The 17,572-nt window shown below is 61.7% G+C and carries 19 protein-coding genes; 10 read left to right on the forward strand and 9 right to left on the reverse strand.

The window, feature by feature from the left end; genetic code table 11:
- Window positions 1-8: 8 nt before the first annotated feature.
- On the reverse strand, window positions 9-1,049 hold the full coding sequence (locus tag ACIROY_RS14260) for a type IV pilus twitching motility protein PilT (protein WP_402278187.1): 1,041 nt from the start codon (window positions 1,047-1,049) through the stop codon (window positions 9-11).
- Window positions 1,050-1,101: 52 nt separating this feature from the next.
- Here ACIROY_RS14260 and ACIROY_RS14265 point away from each other — a divergent pair, with 52 nt between their 5' ends.
- The 3 genes from ACIROY_RS14265 to ACIROY_RS14275 are packed head-to-tail and all read left to right on the forward strand — an operon-like array spanning window position 1,102 to window position 3,398.
- Window positions 1,102-1,803, forward strand: a complete 702-nt coding sequence (locus tag ACIROY_RS14265) for a YggS family pyridoxal phosphate-dependent enzyme (RefSeq protein ID WP_402342095.1) — start codon at window positions 1,102-1,104, stop codon at window positions 1,801-1,803.
- A gap of 43 nt (window positions 1,804-1,846) precedes the next feature.
- Window positions 1,847-2,662, forward strand: coding sequence for a pyrroline-5-carboxylate reductase (gene proC, locus ACIROY_RS14270; protein WP_402278185.1), 816 nt, complete (start codon window positions 1,847-1,849; stop codon window positions 2,660-2,662).
- Window positions 2,663-2,702: 40 nt separating this feature from the next.
- A complete protein-coding gene (locus ACIROY_RS14275) occupies window positions 2,703-3,398 on the forward strand; it encodes a peptidoglycan DD-metalloendopeptidase family protein (protein ID WP_402342713.1) in 696 nt (231 codons plus the stop codon).
- A gap of 4 nt (window positions 3,399-3,402) precedes the next feature.
- Here ACIROY_RS14275 and ubiA read toward each other — a convergent pair whose 3' ends face one another.
- Window positions 3,403-4,257 carry a 4-hydroxybenzoate octaprenyltransferase gene (gene ubiA / locus ACIROY_RS14280; protein WP_402278183.1) on the reverse strand — a complete coding sequence of 285 codons (855 nt, stop codon included), beginning with the start codon at window positions 4,255-4,257 and terminating at the stop codon, window positions 3,403-3,405.
- Window positions 4,258-4,542: 285 nt separating this feature from the next.
- Here ubiA and ugpB point away from each other — a divergent pair, with 285 nt between their 5' ends.
- From ugpB to ACIROY_RS14300, 4 genes are all read left to right on the forward strand, one after another.
- Window positions 4,543-5,850 carry a sn-glycerol-3-phosphate ABC transporter substrate-binding protein UgpB gene (ugpB, locus tag ACIROY_RS14285; RefSeq protein ID WP_116434771.1) on the forward strand — a complete coding sequence of 436 codons (1,308 nt, stop codon included), beginning with the start codon at window positions 4,543-4,545 and terminating at the stop codon, window positions 5,848-5,850.
- 190 nt (window positions 5,851-6,040) lie between these two features.
- Window positions 6,041-6,925 (forward strand): sn-glycerol-3-phosphate ABC transporter permease UgpA, encoded by an 885-nt coding sequence (gene ugpA, locus ACIROY_RS14290; RefSeq protein WP_402278182.1) that lies wholly within the window; start codon window positions 6,041-6,043, stop codon window positions 6,923-6,925.
- A 33-nt stretch (window positions 6,926-6,958) separates the two neighbouring features.
- Window positions 6,959-7,810, forward strand: a complete 852-nt coding sequence (gene ugpE, locus ACIROY_RS14295; protein ID WP_402278181.1) for a sn-glycerol-3-phosphate ABC transporter permease UgpE — start codon at window positions 6,959-6,961, stop codon at window positions 7,808-7,810.
- 1 nt (window position 7,811) lies between these two features.
- A complete protein-coding gene (locus ACIROY_RS14300) occupies window positions 7,812-8,882 on the forward strand; it encodes a sn-glycerol-3-phosphate import ATP-binding protein UgpC (protein WP_402278180.1) in 1,071 nt (356 codons plus the stop codon).
- An 80-nt stretch (window positions 8,883-8,962) separates the two neighbouring features.
- On the opposite strand, the gene ACIROY_RS14305 is transcribed toward ACIROY_RS14300, so the two are convergent.
- On the reverse strand, window positions 8,963-9,427 hold the full coding sequence (locus ACIROY_RS14305) for a RidA family protein (RefSeq protein WP_402278179.1): 465 nt from the start codon (window positions 9,425-9,427) through the stop codon (window positions 8,963-8,965).
- 142 nt (window positions 9,428-9,569) lie between these two features.
- Here ACIROY_RS14305 and gcvA point away from each other — a divergent pair, with 142 nt between their 5' ends.
- Window positions 9,570-10,469: a transcriptional regulator GcvA gene (gene gcvA, locus ACIROY_RS14310; protein WP_402278178.1), complete on the forward strand. Its 900-nt coding sequence runs from the start codon at window positions 9,570-9,572 to the stop codon at window positions 10,467-10,469.
- A gap of 34 nt (window positions 10,470-10,503) precedes the next feature.
- On the opposite strand, the gene ACIROY_RS14315 is transcribed toward gcvA, so the two are convergent.
- Window positions 10,504-10,983 (reverse strand): SRPBCC family protein, encoded by a 480-nt coding sequence (locus tag ACIROY_RS14315; RefSeq protein WP_402342097.1) that lies wholly within the window; start codon window positions 10,981-10,983, stop codon window positions 10,504-10,506.
- A 297-nt stretch (window positions 10,984-11,280) separates the two neighbouring features.
- Here ACIROY_RS14315 and cheD point away from each other — a divergent pair, with 297 nt between their 5' ends.
- A complete protein-coding gene (cheD, locus tag ACIROY_RS14320; RefSeq protein ID WP_402278176.1) occupies window positions 11,281-11,880 on the forward strand; it encodes a chemoreceptor glutamine deamidase CheD in 600 nt (199 codons plus the stop codon).
- Window positions 11,881-11,892: 12 nt separating this feature from the next.
- Here cheD and ACIROY_RS14325 read toward each other — a convergent pair whose 3' ends face one another.
- The 4 genes from ACIROY_RS14325 to ACIROY_RS14340 all read right to left on the reverse strand — a co-directional run bounded on the left by ACIROY_RS14325 (window position 11,893) and on the right by ACIROY_RS14340 (window position 15,125).
- Window positions 11,893-12,276, reverse strand: a complete 384-nt coding sequence (locus ACIROY_RS14325; protein WP_016836663.1) for a nuclear transport factor 2 family protein — start codon at window positions 12,274-12,276, stop codon at window positions 11,893-11,895.
- 49 nt (window positions 12,277-12,325) lie between these two features.
- Complete coding sequence (locus tag ACIROY_RS14330; RefSeq protein ID WP_402342098.1) at window positions 12,326-13,336, reverse strand: TRAP transporter substrate-binding protein; 1,011 nt, start codon at window positions 13,334-13,336, stop codon at window positions 12,326-12,328.
- 48 nt (window positions 13,337-13,384) lie between these two features.
- Entirely contained in the window at window positions 13,385-14,029 is a 645-nt protein-coding gene (gene yfcF, locus ACIROY_RS14335) for a glutathione transferase (protein ID WP_402342099.1), read from the reverse strand.
- A gap of 148 nt (window positions 14,030-14,177) precedes the next feature.
- The gene (locus ACIROY_RS14340) at window positions 14,178-15,125 is read right to left on the reverse strand and encodes a LysR substrate-binding domain-containing protein (protein ID WP_402278173.1); all 948 of its coding nucleotides are present in this window, start codon (window positions 15,123-15,125) and stop codon (window positions 14,178-14,180) included.
- Between the two features lie 178 nt (window positions 15,126-15,303).
- Between ACIROY_RS14340 and ACIROY_RS14345 the strand changes: the two genes are divergently transcribed.
- The gene (locus ACIROY_RS14345; protein WP_402278337.1) at window positions 15,304-15,639 is read left to right on the forward strand and encodes a c-type cytochrome; all 336 of its coding nucleotides are present in this window, start codon (window positions 15,304-15,306) and stop codon (window positions 15,637-15,639) included.
- Between the two features lie 3 nt (window positions 15,640-15,642).
- Here the strand turns inward: ACIROY_RS14345 and ACIROY_RS14350 are convergent, their stop codons facing one another.
- A complete protein-coding gene (locus tag ACIROY_RS14350; RefSeq protein ID WP_402342101.1) occupies window positions 15,643-17,529 on the reverse strand; it encodes a DUF4153 domain-containing protein in 1,887 nt (628 codons plus the stop codon).
- Window positions 17,530-17,572: the final 43 nt, after the last annotated feature.

Here is a 17,572-nt window from a genome sequence, read left to right on the forward strand (position 1 = left end):
CACCGGCTTCAGGCGAACTGACCGGGCGTCCGGGAGGCCGCACGTGCAGTCTCCGGCGTGATCAGGTCCCTGCGCAGCAAGTCGCCCAGGCAATGGTCCAGTGTCTGCATGCCGGCGCCGGCCGAGGTCTGCATGATCGAAGCCATCTGCGCCACTTTTCCTTCACGGATCAGGTTCCGGATGGCGGGCGTGCCGAGCATGATTTCGTGGGCGGCGATGCGGCCGTCGCCGGCTTTGGTCTTCAGCAGGAGTTGCGAAACCACCGCGCTGAGCGACTCCGACAGCATGCTGCGCACCATGTCCTTCTCGTCGCCGGGGAACACGTCGACAATGCGGTCTACGCTTTTTGCAGCCGACGAGGTGTGCAGCGTGGCCAGCACCAGATGGCCGGTTTCCGCCGCCGTCAGCGCCAGGCGGATGGTGTCGAGGTCGCGCAGTTCGCCGATCAGGATCACGTCCGGATCTTCGCGCAGCGCCGAGCGCAATGCATTGGCAAAGGAGTGCGTATGGGCGCCGACGGCGCGCTGGCTGACCAGGCTCTTGTCCGGCGTGTGGATGAATTCAATCGGGTCTTCGATGGTCAGGATGTGTGCCGGGCGCTGTTCGTTGATGTGCCGGATCATGGCGGCCAGCGTGGTCGACTTGCCCGAGCCGGTGGGGCCGGTGACCAGGATCAGGCCTTGGCGGCGCAGCGCCAGTTCGGCCAGCACCGGCGGTGTATCAAGTTCAGCCAGACTGCGGACCGTGTGCGGAATCGTGCGGATGACCGCCGCCGGACCGCGCGCCTGATGGAAGGCGTTGACGCGAAAGCGCGCCAGGCCGGCGATGTCGACCGCGAAGTCGCACTCCAGGTCGCGCCGATAGCTCTCGGCCTGGGCCGGATCCATGATTGCGTCGAGCATGTCGTCGACGTCTTGCGCCAGCAATACCGGCAAATTGACGCGCCGCATATCGCCGCGCAGGCGCAGCATGGGCGGCAAACCGGTGGAAAGATGCAGGTCGGAAGCCTGATTCTTGACCGAAAAGGCGAGCAGGTCGGGAATGTCCATTTATAATCTCTGACTGAAAAAACAGCGTTGTCCCTCCCCGAACCGAAGAATTATGTCGTCAATCGCAAAACAGTTGCAAGTTGTTAACGCTCGCATTGCCGCCGCTGCGCAAGCCGTCGGCCGCAATCCGCAAGACATCCTGTTGCTGGCGGTGTCGAAGTTCTTTGATGCCGAGTCCGTACTGGAAGCCGTGCGCGCAGGGCAGGCCGCCTTCGGCGAAAACTATGTCCAGGAAGCGCTCGACAAGATCGCCGCGCTCAAGCTGGCGGCGCCCGAAGCGCAGGTCTCCTGGCATTTCATCGGACCCATACAGAGCAACAAGACGCGCCAGATTGCGGAAAACTTCGACTGGGTGCATTCGGTCGATCGCGAAAAGATCGCTCGCCGCCTGGCAGAACAACGCCCGCCCGGGCTGCCGCCGCTGAACATTTGCCTGCAAGTCAACATCAGCGCCGAAGAAAGCAAGAGCGGTTTGTCCCCCGACGAATTGCTGCCGGTGGCGCGCGCGGTGGCCGCCATGCCCGGCCTGCGCCTGCGCGGACTGATGGCGATTCCGGCGCCGACCGAGGTCGAGGCAGAACAGCGCGCCGCGTTCCGGCGCTTGCGTGAATTGGCGGCGTTGCTGACCGACAGCGGCATCGCTTGCGACACCTTGTCGATGGGCATGTCGGCCGACATGGACGCCGCCATCGCCGAAGGCGCCACGATCGTGCGCGTCGGCACGGCCATTTTCGGGCAACGCCAGACGCACTAGAATTATTCGCAGCTATCCGTAGTCATCCACAGGAAGAAAACATATGTTGAAGATAGGTTTCATCGGCGGCGGCAACATGGCTGCGGCACTGATCGGCGGTCTGGCAGGCAAGCTCACCGACGGCAAGAACATCCACGTGGTTGACCTCAACCCCGAGTCGCTGGAAAAGCTGAACCAGCGTTTCGGCGTCACCACCGCGCTGCAAGTCGACGTCATGCTCGCCAAGGTCGACGTCATCGTGCTGGCGGTCAAGCCGCAGCAGATGCGCCAGGTGGCCGACAGCCTCAAGCCGTTCATCGGCACGCAACTGGTGTTGTCGATCGCCGCCGGCATCCGCAGCGCCGACCTGTCGCGCTGGCTCGGCAACCATCCGGCCATCGTACGCTCGATGCCGAACACGCCGGCGCTGATCGGCAAGGGTATCTCCGGCATGGTGGCGTTGGACGGTGTGAGCGCCGAGCAGCGCGCCGCCGCCGATGCCATCCTGCGCGCCGTCGGCACGACGGTGTGGCTGGACAGCGAAGACCTGATCGATCCGGTGACAGCGGTGTCGGGCAGCGGCCCGGCCTACGTGTTCTATTTCATGGAAGCCATGCAGAAGGCCGCCGTCGAGCTGGGGCTGAGCCCCGAACAAGGCGTCGAGCTGGCCAAGGCAACCTTCGCGGGCGCAGTCGAATTGGCGATCCGTTCGCCGGAACCGCTGCCGCTGTTGCGTGAACGCGTGACATCGAAGGGCGGAACCACTTATGCCGCATTGACGTCAATGCAAGGTGCCGGCGTGGCGGAACATATCGTGACGGCGGTCAAGGCCGCCGCCGCAAGAGGGAAAGAATTGGGGGAGGAGTTTGGGAAGGATTAGTTTGAACGTGCTTCGTTATATTTCGGTTGTTGCTGGTGTCGTGATTGTCGCTGCGCTCACTGCGTGCGCCAGCGCGCCGTATCAGGGTGATTCGTATACGGTGAAACGGGGCGACACGCTGATGAGCATTTCTCGCACCGTCGGGAAGGATCATCACGACATCGCTGCGTGGAACAAGATTTCCGATGCGAACGAAATCTATCCGGGAGACGTGCTGCGGTTGAAGCCACCGGCGACCGCGGCGGCTGCGCCTGTCTCGCGCGCAAAGCCGGCTGCAGCTACAACTGCGGCGCATGAACGCAAAGCGGAACCGAAGAAGGAAGCCGAATCCGCAGCGCCGGCGGCGCCGTCTGCTGCCGAAGCCGAACGTCTGGACTGGATGTGGCCGGCGCAGGGCAAGCTTACCGCCACCACCGACCGCAACCTGAAGGGCATCGACATCACCGGCACCCCGGGCCAGCCGGTGTGGGCGGCCGAAGCCGGCAAGGTGACGTACGCCGGGCGCGGCATCCGCGGCTACGGCAACATGATCATCGTCAAGCACAGCCGCACGCTGCTGTCGGTCTATGCGCACAACAAGTCGATCATGGTCAAGGAAGGGCAGACCGTGAATCGCGGCCAGCAGATCGCCGAGATGGGCGACACCGACAGTCGTACGGTCAAGCTGTATTTTGAAATCCGCAGCAACGGCAAGGCGCTCAACCCGGTGCCGCTGCTGCCTAAGCCGCGCAGCTAAAAGTCTAGCGCAGCGCGTAATCCGCTGCGACGCCTGCGAACATCAGCGCGCCCAGCCAGTTGTTGTGCACGAACGCCTTGAAGCACCCGGCACGGTCGCGGGTGCGGATCAGGGTGTAGTGATATACCGCGCACCCGGCCGCGGCCAGCATGCCCAGCGAGAACCAGGTGCGCAGGCCGAAGTGCCAGCCCACCGCCCAGAAAATCCCCAGCGCCGCGACGTAGCACAGCATGATCGCGAGCACGTCGAAGCGGCCGAAGGTGATTGCCGAGGTCTTCATGCCGAGCTTGAGGTCATCGTCGCGATCGACCATCGCGTAAGCGGTGTCGTAGGCCACCGACCAGAACACATTCCCCAGCAGCATCAGCCACGCCACCATCGGTACCTGGCCTTGCACCGCCGCGAAACCCATGGGGATGCCGAAGCCGAAGGCGATGCCCAGATAGGCCTGCGGAATCGCGAAGAAGCGCTTGAAGTACGGATAGCTGGCCGCCACGATCAGCGCCGGCACCGACATCTGCTTGGTCAGCGTATTGAGTGGCAGGATCAGCAGGAATGACGCCAGCGCCAGCACTCCCGCCACCATCAGCGCTTCCCAGCCCTGGATCTTGCCGGCCGTGAGCGGACGGTCGACGGTGCGTTTGACGTGCTTGTCGAAATCGCGGTCGGCGTAATCGTTGATCGCGCAACCTGCCGAGCGCATCAGCACCGTACCCAGCGTGAAGATCGCCACCATATGCCAACCCGGCCGGCCGTCGGCGGCAAACCACAGCGCCATCAGCGTCGGCCACAGCAACAGCTGGATGCCGATCGGTTTGTGCAGGCGCACAAGACGGAAATAGAGGTTCAGGCGATTCATGTCAGGTGGACAAAAAAGGAAAGCGCCATTATAAAGGCGCGCTCAAAAAAGTCGGCGAGGGGTAAAAAACGGGAGATTTTTGACGAAATTCGGAGGCTTTTTCGTGGAAATTTTTTTCACGTAATTGGGGTCTCCGTGAACAGATGTAACATGGCTCGTGAATTTTTGCTCAAAAAGGCGAAATTATTTGCCGTGGCGGGCATTAGACGCTAATGTACGACCGGTGTAACGAGACAGTCACAATGACTTGATAACATCGGTCACCTTTTTGGGAGGATTTGCCTAATGAAATACCCTGTGAAAACCTTTGCCGCTGCGGCTTTGCTGGCGACAATGACAACTTCCGCCTTCGCGGTTACCGACATCGCCTGGTGGCATTCCATGACCGGCGCCCTGGGCGAACGCGTCAACACCATGGCTGACGAATTCAACAAGAGCCAGTCCGATTACAAAGTGACGCCGGTCTACAAGGGCACTTACGACGAATCGATGGCCGCTGCGATTGCCGCCTATCGCGCAGGCAACGCACCCAACATTTTGCAGATTTTTGAAGTCGGCACAGCGACCATGGTTTACTCCAAGGGCGCCATCAAGCCGGTCTACGAAGTGATGCAGCAAGCCGGCGAGAAGTTCGACCAGAACGCGTATGTGCCGGCAGTCTCCGGTTACTACTCGACTGCGAAGGGCATGATGTCCTTCCCGTTCAACAGCTCGACCACGATCATGTTCTATAACAAGGACCTGTTCGCCAAGGCCGGCCTGGATCCGAACAAGCCGCCGGCAACCTGGCAGGACTTCGTCGGCATGGCCGCCAAGATGAAGGCCAGCGGCATCACCTGTCCTTACACCACCACCTGGCAATCATGGGTGCACCTGGAGTCGTTCTCGGCCTGGCACAACACCGAGACTGCATCCAAGAGCAACGGCTTCGGCGGTCTCGACGCGCGCCTGAAGATCAATGGCCCGCTGCAAGTGCGCCATATCGAAAACATGTCCAACTGGGCCAAGCAAGGCTATTTCATCTACGCCGGCCGCAAGGATGAAGCCAACGCCAAGTTCAATGCAGGCGAGTGCGCCATCATCACCGGTTCCTCGTCCGCCTATGCCGATATCCGCAAGAACGCCAAGTTCAAGTTCGGCGTAGCACCGTTGCCTTACTACAGCGACGTGCAGGGTGCACCGCAAAACACCGTGATCGGCGGCGCTTCGCTGTGGGTCATGGGCGGCAAGAAGGCTGACGAATACAAGGGCGTGGCGAAGTTCTTCACTTATCTGTCGAAGCCTGAAGTGCAAGCCAAGTGGCACCAGGAAACCGGCTATCTTCCGGTGACCAAGGCTGCGTATGAAATCACCCAGAAGTCCGGTTTCTATGAGCGCAATCCAGGCACCGACGTCGCGGTCAAACAGATGATCGTCAAGACCACTGACAAGTCGCGCGGCATCCGTCTGGGCAACTATGCACAGATTCGCACTGTGATCGACGAAGAACTGGAAAACGTCTGGACCGGCAAGAAGGCGCCGAAAGAAGCGCTCGACAGCGCCGTGAAACGTGGCGACGAACTGTTGGCCCGTTTCGAAAAAGCAAACAAGTAAACAGTCTGCTGAGCGCAGCGCGGCAAGGTTGATTCGCCGCGCTGCCGCTTCAGGAAAGACCTGTGCAAGACACTTAGCCCCGGTTCGCCGGGGCGATGTATTTTTCAGCTGCTCGGAAAACTTACCGGTGCGGGATGTAATCGTTATCACACATCCTCTTCAATCACCGCTTTTAGGGACATAAGCTATCGTGGAAAAACGCGCTCGCTTCACTTCATCATGGCTGCCGTATGCGCTGGTCGCGCCGCAGATCCTGATCACGATATTGTTTTTCTTCTGGCCTGCCGTGCAGGCCCTGTACCAATCGGTGCTGCTGCAGGACGCCTTCGGCGGCTATTCGGAATTCGTCTGGTTCGACAACTTCGCGGCCTTGTTCGGCGACCCGAGTTATCTCGCGGCGTTCGGCACCACGGCCATCTTCTCGGTGCTGGTCGCGGTCGGCGGGATGGTGCTGTCGCTGATCCTGGCGGTGTTTGCCGATCGCGTCGTCAAGGGCGCGGCGATCTACAAGACCTTCCTGATCTGGCCGTACGCGGTGTCGCCGGTGGTGGTCGGCGTGCTGTGGATGTTCCTGCTGAGTCCTTCGCTGGGCCTGCTCTCGCACGTGCTGGCCTGGCTCGGCATCAACTGGAACTACATGGTCAACGGCAACCAGGCCATGACCCTGATCGTCATTGCGGCGATCTGGAAACAGATCAGCTACAACTTCCTGTTCTTCCTGGCCGGCCTGCAGTCGATCCCGAAATCGCTGATCGAAGCCGCCGCCATCGACGGCGCCGGTCCGGTCAAGCGCTTCTTCACGATCATCTTCCCGATGATCTCGCCGACGACGTTCTTCCTGATGGTGGTCAACATCGTGTACGCGTTCTTCGATACGTTTGCGATCGTGGAAGCGACCACCCACGGCGGTCCCGGCAAGGACACCGAGATCCTGGTCTACAAGGTCTTCAGCGACGGCTTCAAGGGCGGCGATCTCGGCAGCGCCGCGGCGCAGTCGGTGGTGCTGATGGTGATCGTGATCCTGCTGACCGTCATCCAGTTCAAGTATGTGGAAAAGAAGGTGCAATATGCTTAATCAACCCGCATTGATGTTGAAGGGAGCGCCGGCATGATTGAACGACGCCCCATTCTCGACGCCGTCAGCCATCTGGTGCTGATTATCGGCGCGCTCATCGTGATCTTTCCGTTGTACGTCGCCTTCATCGCCAGCACCCAGACCGCCGAGCAATCGGCCATGTCGCCGCTGTCGCTGCTGCCCGGCACGGAGCTGGTCACCAACTACAAGACCGTCCTGACCCAGGGCGCTTCCGGCAATGTCTCATCGCCGCCGGTGTCGCGCATGCTGTGGATCAGCCTGGTGACGGCGCTGGTGATCGCGATCGGCAAGATCTCGATCTCCATGCTGTCGGCCTTCGCGATGGTGTACTTCCGGTTCCGCGGACGCAACCTGTTCTTCTGGATGATCTTCGTCACGCTGATGCTGCCGGTGGAGGTGCGCATCACGCCGACCTATCAGGTGGTGTCCGACTTCGGCATGCTCAACACCTATGCCGGCCTGACGGTGCCGCTGATTGCGTCGGCCACGGCCACGTTCCTGTTCCGGCAATTCTTCCTGACGGTGCCCGACGAGCTCGCTGAAGCGGCGCGCATCGACGGCGCCGGGCCGCTGCGCTTCCTCAAGGACGTGCTGTGGCCGCTGTCGCGCACCAACGTGATTGCGCTGTTCGTGATCATGTTCATCTACGGTTGGAATCAGTACCTGTGGCCGCTGATGATCGCCACCGAGCAAACCATGTACCCGATCGGCATCGGCATCAAGACGCTGATTTCGGGCGGTGACTCGGCGGTGGAATGGAATATGGTGATGGCAACGATGATCCTGGCGATGTTGCCGCCGGGGCTGGTCGTCGTGGTCATGCAAAAATGGTTTGTTAAAGGTCTGGTCGATTCCGAGAAATAACATGGCAAAAATTCATCTCAAGCAAGTCAAGAAGACCTACGGCAAAGCGCCGAAAGCAGTCGACGTCATCCACGGCATCGACATCGACATCGCCGACGGCGAGTTCATCGTCATGGTCGGTCCGTCCGGCTGCGGCAAGTCGACATTGCTGCGCATGGTGGCGGGGCTGGAAGAAATCAGTTCCGGTGACATCATGATCGGTGACCGCGTGGTCAACAACCTGGAGCCGAAAGAGCGTGACATCGCGATGGTGTTCCAGAACTACGCGCTGTATCCGCACATGAGCGTGTACGAAAACATGGCCTACGGCCTCAAGATCCAGGGGTTGCCGAAAGCCGAGATCGACACCCGCGTGCAGCGCGCGGCCGAGATCCTGGAACTGGGCGCGTTGCTGGACCGTACCCCGCGTCAATTGTCCGGCGGCCAGCGCCAGCGTGTGGCGATGGGCCGCGCGATCGTGCGCAAGCCGGCGGTATTCCTGTTCGATGAACCGCTGTCGAACCTCGACGCCAAGCTGCGCGTGCAGATGCGTTTGGAAATCCAGAAGCTGCACGCCTCGCTGCGCACCACCAGCCTGTACGTGACGCACGATCAGGTCGAAGCGATGACGCTGGGCCAGCGCATGATCGTGATGAACAAAGGCCGCGCCGAACAGATCGGTACACCCGCGGAAGTCTACGGCAAGCCGGCCACCACCTTCGTCGCCAGCTTCATCGGCTCGCCGCCGATGAACCTGCTCAACGGCAAGCTCAGCGACGACGGCGCACGTTTCACTTTTGACGACGGTTCAGTGTTCGATCTGTCGACGCCGGCGAAAATCGGCGGCGGCGCGCGCATCCTCGGCATCCGTCCGGAACATCTGCACCTGGGACGTCCCGGCCTGAACATGGAAGTCGAACTGGTGGAAGCGCTGGGCGCCGAACTGCTGGTGCATACGCGTTGCGGCGGCCAGTCCATGGTGATCCGCTGCGCCGCCGGCACTGAAGTGGCGATGGGCCAACAGGTCACGGCCGGTGTCGATGCGAACCTGCTGCACTGGTTCGATCCGCAGACGACACACCGCATCGACTGATCTCGATTGATATCGGTCGCTACGTCGCAAACAAAAACAGCCGGCACTCATTTGCCGGCTGTTTTTTTGTCCAGCGAATGTCAGCTTTCCAGCGCGACCACGATATCCAGTTCGACCGCCGCATTGCGCGGCAATTGCGCGACGCCGACGCTGGTGCGCGCGTGGCGGCCAAGTTCAGGGCCGAACAACTCATAGATCAGGGACGATGCGCCGTCGGCCACCGCGCTCTGCTGGCTGAAGTCTTCGGTGCTGTTGACGTAGACATTCAGGCGCAGGATCTTGTCGATGCGCTGCAGGTCGCCCACGGTGTCACGCAGCGCCGCCAGCGCGCGAATCAGGGCCGCACGCGCCCCCATTTTGGCGTCGTCGATCGAGACTTCGCGGCCCAGCTTGCCGGACACCAGAACGCGGTCGCCGTCGCGCGGCAACTGGCCGGCGATCCAGGCCAAGCCCTGATGCACGACGCCGGTTGCGTATTGCGCGCCGGGTGCGGCCGAGGCGGGCAGGACGATGGACAATTCGGTCAAGCGTTGTTCGAGATTCATGAAGCTTCCTTGTCGTAGTTGGGCGAAGTTGCCGGGGATGGGGTCTATAATAAATTCCCGTCCGCCTGTGCGGCAAAGCATCTTTTCTCAGGGCAGCCCGAGTATTTCTCACCCCGTTTTTCAACTCGTTTCTAAACCCGCCATGACCGCTCGCATACTCCCGTCGCTCAACGCCCTGCGCGCCTTCGAGGCGGCCGCGCGGCACCAGAGTTTTACTCTGGCCGCGCAGGAATTGCACGTCACCCAAGGCGCCGTCAGCCATCAGGTCAAGGCGTTGGAGGAAGAACTTGGCGCTGCGCTGTTCGAAAGACAGTCCAATCAGCTGCGGCTGACGGCGGCGGGACAGCGCTACCTGGTCGTCGTCGGCGATGCTTTTGACCGCATCGAAAACGGCACCCGTCAATTGCTGGAGCGGCCGCAGCGCGCACGGCTGACGATTTCCACCTCGCCCAACTTCAACGCCAAATGGCTGGCGCCGCGCCTGGGCGGATTCTCCGCGCGCCATGCGGACCTCGATCTGCACGTCGAACAAAACGAGCGCCAGGTCAATTTCCTGCGCGAGAACATCGACCTGGCGATCCGCTACGGCGACGGTCCCTGGCCGGGTTTGTCCTGCACGCGGCTGGGCGACGAGTTCCTGTTGCCGGTTTGCGCGCCGGCGCTGGATGTGGACAGCATCGTGGCGCTGAGCACCGCGCCGCTGCTGCATAGTCATGACCGGCAATCCTGGCGCGACTGGTTTGGCGCGCACGGACTGTCGCCGGACGACCGTCCCGGCATCGTCTTCAATCAGGAAAGCGCGGCCGTCGATGCCGCGCTGGCCGGACAAGGCGTGGCGCTGGCGCGTTCGTCGCTGGTGGTGCGCGAGTTGCAGCAGGGGCGCCTGGTGGCGCCCGTGACGCTGGGTCTGCCGCTCACGCAGGCCTACTGGCTGGTGTATCCGCAGGAGGGAGAAAACGACGGCAAGATCGCCGCCTTCTCCAACTGGCTGTTGCAGGAAAGCGAAGCGGACCGGCAGTTCTGGAGCGGCATGATCGGCTGAGCCGGCGACGGCGTCCGGCGTCGCCCGATCGGAGTCAGAGCGAGCGCGCCAACGCTTCCAGCTGCGTCGTGCACAGGCCCCAGCCTTCGTGGAATCCCATCTTTTCGTGCGCCTCGCGGTCGGCGCTGGACCAGTGACGCACCTGTGCGGTGTAGCGCGTTTTCCCGGCTTCGTCGGCAAAGCTCAGGATCACCGTAATGAACGGTTTTTCGGACGGCTCCCAGGCGCTGGTGTAGGCGTCGGTAAATACCAGTCGTTCGTTCTCTACTACCTCAAGGTAGACGCCACGATTCGGAAACTCATTGCCATCGGGACCGCGCATCACGATCAGTGTGGCTCCACCGGGGCGCACATCGGTTTCCACGGTTGGCGTGGTCCAGGGCGCCGGCGTAAACCATCGCTTGAGCAGGTCGGGCTCGGTCCACGCACGATAGACGTTGGCGCGCGGGGCGTCGATCAGGCGCGTCAAGATCAATTCGCGGTCGGCGGGAAAGTTGTCGTCAGTCATCGTCATGTCTGTCTCCTGAAAGGAATCGGCGGGACTTGCGCGCTGATTTGTTGTTTCATCAACACAGCATATTTTCACCATCGTCTTGCACACCGGCAATCCTTGTTTTGGCGCCCGTCGCAAAGCCTTGCGGGGCATGGTGCAGCGCCACAGCGAGACGCATCGTTTCTGCGTGCCCGTAGGGGATTCCCTTATATCGCGGACTGTCCGGCTTCTCTAAAATCGTTTCAACATACCCGAGAAGATGTGATCATGAGATCGCGGTCGGCAAGACGGCCCCCACGCCAGAAACGGAAAAAAAAGATGAGCCAGAATATCGAACAGTTTGCATCCCACGTGTATCACGACCGCAACTTCAATTGTGATACAGCAAAAATTCTTCCCGGCGAGTATTACCACACGCATCACGACATGATGATCGTCACGGTACTGGGATCGTGTGTATCCGCCTGCATCCGCGACCGTGTCAGCGGCATCGGCGGGATGAACCATTTCATGCTGCCCGATGGCGGCGGCGACGACAGCCCTGTTTCTTCGTCGGCGCGCTACGGCACCTACGCCATGGAAATCCTGATCAATGAGATTTTGAAGTCCGGCGCCAAGCGCGAGAATCTGGAGTCGAAAGTGTTCGGCGGCGGCGCCGTGCTGCGCGGTTTCAACGCCATCAACGTGGGTGAGCGCAACGCAGCCTTCGTCCGCACTTACCTGCGCACCGAAGGCATCCGCGTGGTGGCCGAAGACCTCAACGACATCTGGCCGCGCAAGGTGCATTACTTCCCGCGCTCCGGCAAGGTGCTGGTCAAGAAGCTGAAGTCGACTGACGCGGCGACGGAAATGAAGGAACGCGATTACGCCGGCAAGCTGGCTAAAAAGCCAGTCGGCGGCGAAATCGACTTATTTTGATTTGATTGAATCTCAATATTTTTCTTCTACGCGCGGCAAGCGTTGCGCCGGGTCGTAGAAGAAAGTCTCTTCGGCGATGCGTTCGCCTTCCCAGCGCTGGTAGGCCAGTTCTTCCATGTTCGTGACGGTGCCGTCCAGCCATTCGAAGCGGAAAATCCAGCGCACCACCACCTTGTCGCCCTCGACGAATACCGGGCGCACGCATTTCGATTTCAGCGACTTCACGCGCGCCATGACCTTGCGTTCGTTGGCGACATGGGCGTCACGTCCGAAGCGCGGCGGCTCGGTGTTTTCCTGCATGGTCGAATCTTCGGTATAAAACTCTTCCACGGCCTCGATGTGCGCGTTGGCTTCGACGCGGGCGATGAATTTTTCCAGGGTTTCCTTGGTGGGCATGGATGTCTCCTCAATGTATTCGGTGTTTAAGAGCTGATTTGCCTGACGCCTATTTTGCCTGCACTGGCGGCACGCAGCGCGCGCGGATCTCGTTATTTTTATCTTGTTGCCACCAACTGTCGGCTTGTTCCTGGCCGGCCTGGCGCAGCGCCACGCGGATCGGTGCAGCCGGTTGCAGGTTCAGGCGCATGCTGTGCTCGCTCATGCGGGTGTAGTTGTCCTGAATGCGACTCTTGACCGTGGCCCAGCTGGCGTCGTTGGTCTGCTTTGCGGCTTGCGTCAGCGTGCTTTGCTGCGCCGGCGTCAGCTTGTTCCAGGCGTCGTTGTTGATGACCGTGTAGCTCAGCGGAATGGCGTAGCTGATTGCGGTGAAATTGGGTAGGTAATCCCACAGGCGGTTGCCCGCGCCGCCATCACCCGACGACAGCACGGCGTTGAGGTCGCCGGAAGTCAGCTTGGCGCCGACTGCCGAGAACGGCAGGTTGACGCTCTGCGCGCCGACGCGCTGGAAGACGCCGCGGCTGTTGTCGTCATAGGTGCGAATGCTGAGCGCCTTGACGTCGGCGACCTCGGCTACCGGCTTGGCCGACCAGATGCCGGACGGCGGCCAGGGCGTGGCGTACAGCAGGCGCATGTTGAGCGCCGCCAGGTGGCGTTCCAGCTCTGGACGGGTACAGGTGAACAGGTTTTGTGCCTGGTCGAAATCATCGACCACGAACGGCAGCGACGATAGCAGGAAGAATGAATCGGCGCCGCCCAGGATGCCGGCGAACAGCGTGCCGATCTCGGCTTTGCCGTCGCGTACGGCGCTGACCTGGTCCTTGCCCTTGTAGGGATTGGCGGCTTCCTGGAGGGTTGCCACGGCGACGACGCCACCCGACAGCTTATTTACGGCGGTGGCGAATTGCAGGTCGGCGCTGGCGGTGATCGAGGTCGCCGGGTATTCATTGATCAGACGCAACGAGGCGGTTTGCGCGAAGGCCGGTGCAGCGACCAGCAGCGTCGCTGCGATGGCGGTGACTACGGCACGGCGGCGGGTGAAAAATCCTGCGATGGTCATGGGGTTCCCTATGATGTTGTTATGTTGTTGACGCAAGTCGATGCCGGCTCAGCCTGTGGCCGCTTGCTGCAAGGCCAGCCATTGCTGTGTCGACGGCCGTTGCCATTGACGCGCGGCGTAGTCCGACAGTTTGGACGGCAAGGCGTCGCCATGCAGCGCGAGGCGGTTGAGCATGACGGCAAGGTCGAGGTCGGCGATGCTCCAGGTGCCGAACAGGTATTCCGCGCCTTCACTGAGCCAGATGTCGGCGGCGGCGATCAGCTTGTTGGCGGCGAACTGGCCGGCCGATGACAGCGGTGCGCGCTTTTCACCGAAAAATACGACTTCGGTCGGGCGCTCTTGGCGAATTGGCATCAGGTCGCTGCGCAGCCACGCCTGAATTTCACGCGCCTTGGCCTTGTGTTGCAGCACGGCTGGATACAGCGCGGTGTAGCCGGGAGCGGGGAAGCGTTCTTCCAGATACTCGGCAATCGCCGACGACTCCGACAAATGGAAATCGCCGTCACCCAGTGTCGGTACGCGGCGCGTCTGCGAACACTGCGCATATTGCGGCAGATGATTGTGCTGCAGGGTCAGGTCGACGGTGTGCAGCGTGAAGGGAAGTTGCTTCTCGGTCAGCGCAACGAACGCTGACATGGCGTAGGGACTGATGAATTGCGCGTCAACGTACAGCGCGAAGGGCGACTGACTCAAATGGATTCTCCTGCGATGATTTACTACGTATGCATGTGCTGGCCAAAGCGCAGCCGTTGCTGAACCGGTCGACGCCCGGATGGGCGCCGGGGTAATTCCTGTCGATCAGTCTTGCCTGCATTCGCGGACTTTGACGACGACGTACACGTCAGCCTTCGGTCAATTCGGCCTCATGCAGCATGTCGACGCCCGGCAGGTCGCACGACATCACTGCCTTGCGCACGGCATCGATGGCGGTGTGGCGTGTGAAGCTCTTGCGCCAGGCGATCACCACGCGGCGCGATGGCGCCGGCTTCGTGAACGGCACATAGCGCACCGTGCCGTCCTTGGTATGCATGTCGGTCACCGAGGCGCGCGGCAGCACGGTAATGCCGATGCCGGAGGCGACCATGTGGCGGATGGTTTCCAGCGAGGAGCCTTCGAAGGTGCGCGCGATGCCGTCGCCGGCGGTCGAGAAGCGCGACATTTCGGGACAGACTTCCAACACCTGGTCGCGGAAGCAATGGCCGTTGCCGAGCAGCAGCATGGTTTCAGTCTTGAGATCCTGGGCGGTGATTTCCTTGCGTTCGGCCCATTTGTGGTTCCTGGGCAGCGCGATGACGAATTCTTCGTCGTACAGCGGCTGCACGATCAGGCCGTGCTCGGGGAAGGGCAGCGCCATGATGGCGGCGTCCAGTTCGCCCTGGCGCAGCAGCTCGATCAGGCGCGTGGTGAAATTCTCTTGCAGGATCAGCGGCATCTGCGGCACGGTCTCGATCATGGTCTTGACCAGCGACGGCAGCAGATAGGGGCCGATGGTGTAAATGATGCCCAGGCGCAGCGGGCCGGACAGCGGGTCCTTGTTCTGGCTGGCGATTTCCTTGATGGCGGCGGTCTGTTCCAGCACGCGTTCGGCCTGGGCGACGATCTGCGCGCCCAGCGGCGTGACGGAAACCTCGGTGCCGCCGCGTTCGAAGATGACCACGCCGAGCTCATCTTCCAGTTTCTTGATGGCGACCGACAAGGTCGGCTGCGCCACGAAACAGGCTTCGGCGGCATGGCCAAAATGCTTTTGCCGGGCGACGGCGACGATGTATTTGAGTTCGGTGAGTGTCATACGATTTCTGCGAGCTGGTATCCGCAGACTATAGCTCATTTGCGGGCCGCATGCAGGGCCGACGCCGCGTGCTAAAGTTGCCGCCAATGACAGGGCAATCACGGGATTTGCAGCGATGAAATCGGGTAATCAAACAGGAAAAGCAGCCCTGCTGGCGCTGCTGGCGACAGGTGTCTGGATGGACATGTCAGGAGCGGCTCATGCCGCCGGCGATGTCGCCGCCGGCAAGGCGGCCTTCGCCAAATGCGCCAGCTGCCATCAGATCGGACCGGCGGCGCGCGCCGGCTTCGGACCGCAACTCAACGGCATCGTCGGCCGCCCGGCAGCGGCGACCAAGGACTATCGCTACTCGGCGGCGATGCAGAATTCGCGCATCGTCTGGACTGAAGACAAACTGCGCGCCTTCATGAAGTCGCCCGGGGACGTCGTTCCGGGCACCAAAATGCGTTTCTGGGGCATCAGCAACGCGCAGGACCTGGACAACCTGCTGGCGTACATGAAGACCTTCCCCTGACGCCTATTTCTTGAGTTCGTCAGGCGCACATTTCGTCACCGTCTGCTCGACCTGCATGCGCAGGTGCACGCCGTTGATGTCGATGTCGCGCTGCAGCGGCAGCTGCCAGTTCAATGCACCGCGCTCTGCTGTTTTCTTCAGTTCCTCCATGCAGGAAGGCGTCACCATCAGTTTGCCTGCCAGTTGCCAAGGGGTGCCGCCGGCATCGGACGAGGCGAACAGGGCCGGCATGCTGTTGCCGTCGAACACCAGCACCTGTTCCGCGCCGGCCGGATCCGGCTTGACGAGGTAAGCGTCGCACTGGCGGTCGCCGCGCGTCATGCAGGACGGCAGGCTCCATCGTTGCTTGTCGTTGCGCCAGTCCTGTGCGACGAATTCCTTCGGCAATTGCCTGCCCGCAGGGTGCACGCGAATGTTCGTCGCCGCGTCGGGCGCGATCTCGTCGAGTTCCTCCCTGTTCCAGCGGTTGTTGCTGGCCAGCGCCTGGCGGGCCTTCTGCTCCACCGCGGCGGGATAGGGACCGTTCTTCTGTTCGCTCAGGCGCTTCAGTTCTTGCACGCCGAAACGGGCGCCATCGAAACGCAGAAAGTGGAAATCGAAACGCTCCGGCACAGTTTTACCAGCGGCCAAGCGATGCAGCTGGTCGGCCACGGCGATGCGCGCCGGATCGGCCAGCGGCGACAGCAGGGCCAGAAACACAATCAGGATGGCGAAACTCACCAGGACATTGGTCGACGCGATGCGCTGCAGCTTGTCGCGCCTGCTCAGGGCCGCAAGTGCATAGCCGGCCGCGTACATGGCGGCCACCAGCGCGCACGTTGCCGCCGCCACGCGGCTGACGGTCCAGCCGTATTCGGCCACGCGCAGTCCCAGCGAATACACCGCCAGCAAGACCAGCGGCGCCGGTAGCAGGCAGGCGACGCGCAAACATGCCGTGAAGAAGCGATGCGAGCCCGAGGTCAGGTGGTTCCCGTTCTGGTAGACCGTATTGATCAGCACCACCAGCAGCGCGGTGGCGCCCAGCAGCACGTGCGTGGCGCGCCGCGTCTGCCACAACGGCTCCAGGCCGGTGGCAAGAATGCTCAGCAGGAAGGCGCCGATCACGATGGTTGCCATCGGCAGCAGCCAGGACAGCAAGGTCAGCAGCAGTTTGCGGATGCCGGCGACGATTTGCGGCCGCACGTCGCTCAGGTGCAGCGCCGACGAGAACGCCAATGTGGTGACGGGAATGTGGAACCAGCTCTTCTCCAGCAGCTTGCCGAGGAAGTCGAGCTTGATCAGCGAAAACAGCGCATTGCCGGTTTCCAGCACCAGCCAGAACAGGCCGGTGAACAGCGTCGCGAACAGCAGCTGCACCAGCAGCTTCCACGCCATTTCAAAATAGCTGCGATAGCTCGCGATGCGCCTGCCGTCGGCGTCGCCGGCCAGCATCATGGCTTGCGCGATGAACAGTCCGGCCACGGCGAGCAGGAACAGCGTGGCCGAAGGCAGCACCGACGGTTGTCCGTTCATGTCGGCATCGCAACAGGCCTTGCCGGCGGCTGATGGCAGCAGCGACGACAGGTCAGCGCGCCAGGCGTCGTAGACGCCCAGTCCGCACAGGATGACGGCAAGCGCGGCCAGCCAGATCAGCAGATTGCGGCGCGACAGATGACCGATCGCAGACACCGCCACGATCGGCAGGAACGCCGCCAGCATCAGCGCCGGAACGAACAGCAGCGGCTGCATCGCTAGGCCGCTCTTGGCGTTCCAGCTTGCATAAAGTGCATACAGCAGCACGCCTTGCAGCACGCCCAGCGCAATGCGCAGGCGGCCGGACAGGATGCTGACCGGCGAATGCAGGGCGTCGTTGTCATCCTGTGATGCATTGTCGGGCAGGGCAGTGGACATGAAGTCTCCGTTTGAAAACGTTAATGTCGTTGAAGTCAGCCGG

The organism is Herbaspirillum sp. NPDC101396 (assembly GCF_044767365.1).
GTDB lineage: Bacteria > Pseudomonadota > Gammaproteobacteria > Burkholderiales > Burkholderiaceae_D > Herbaspirillum.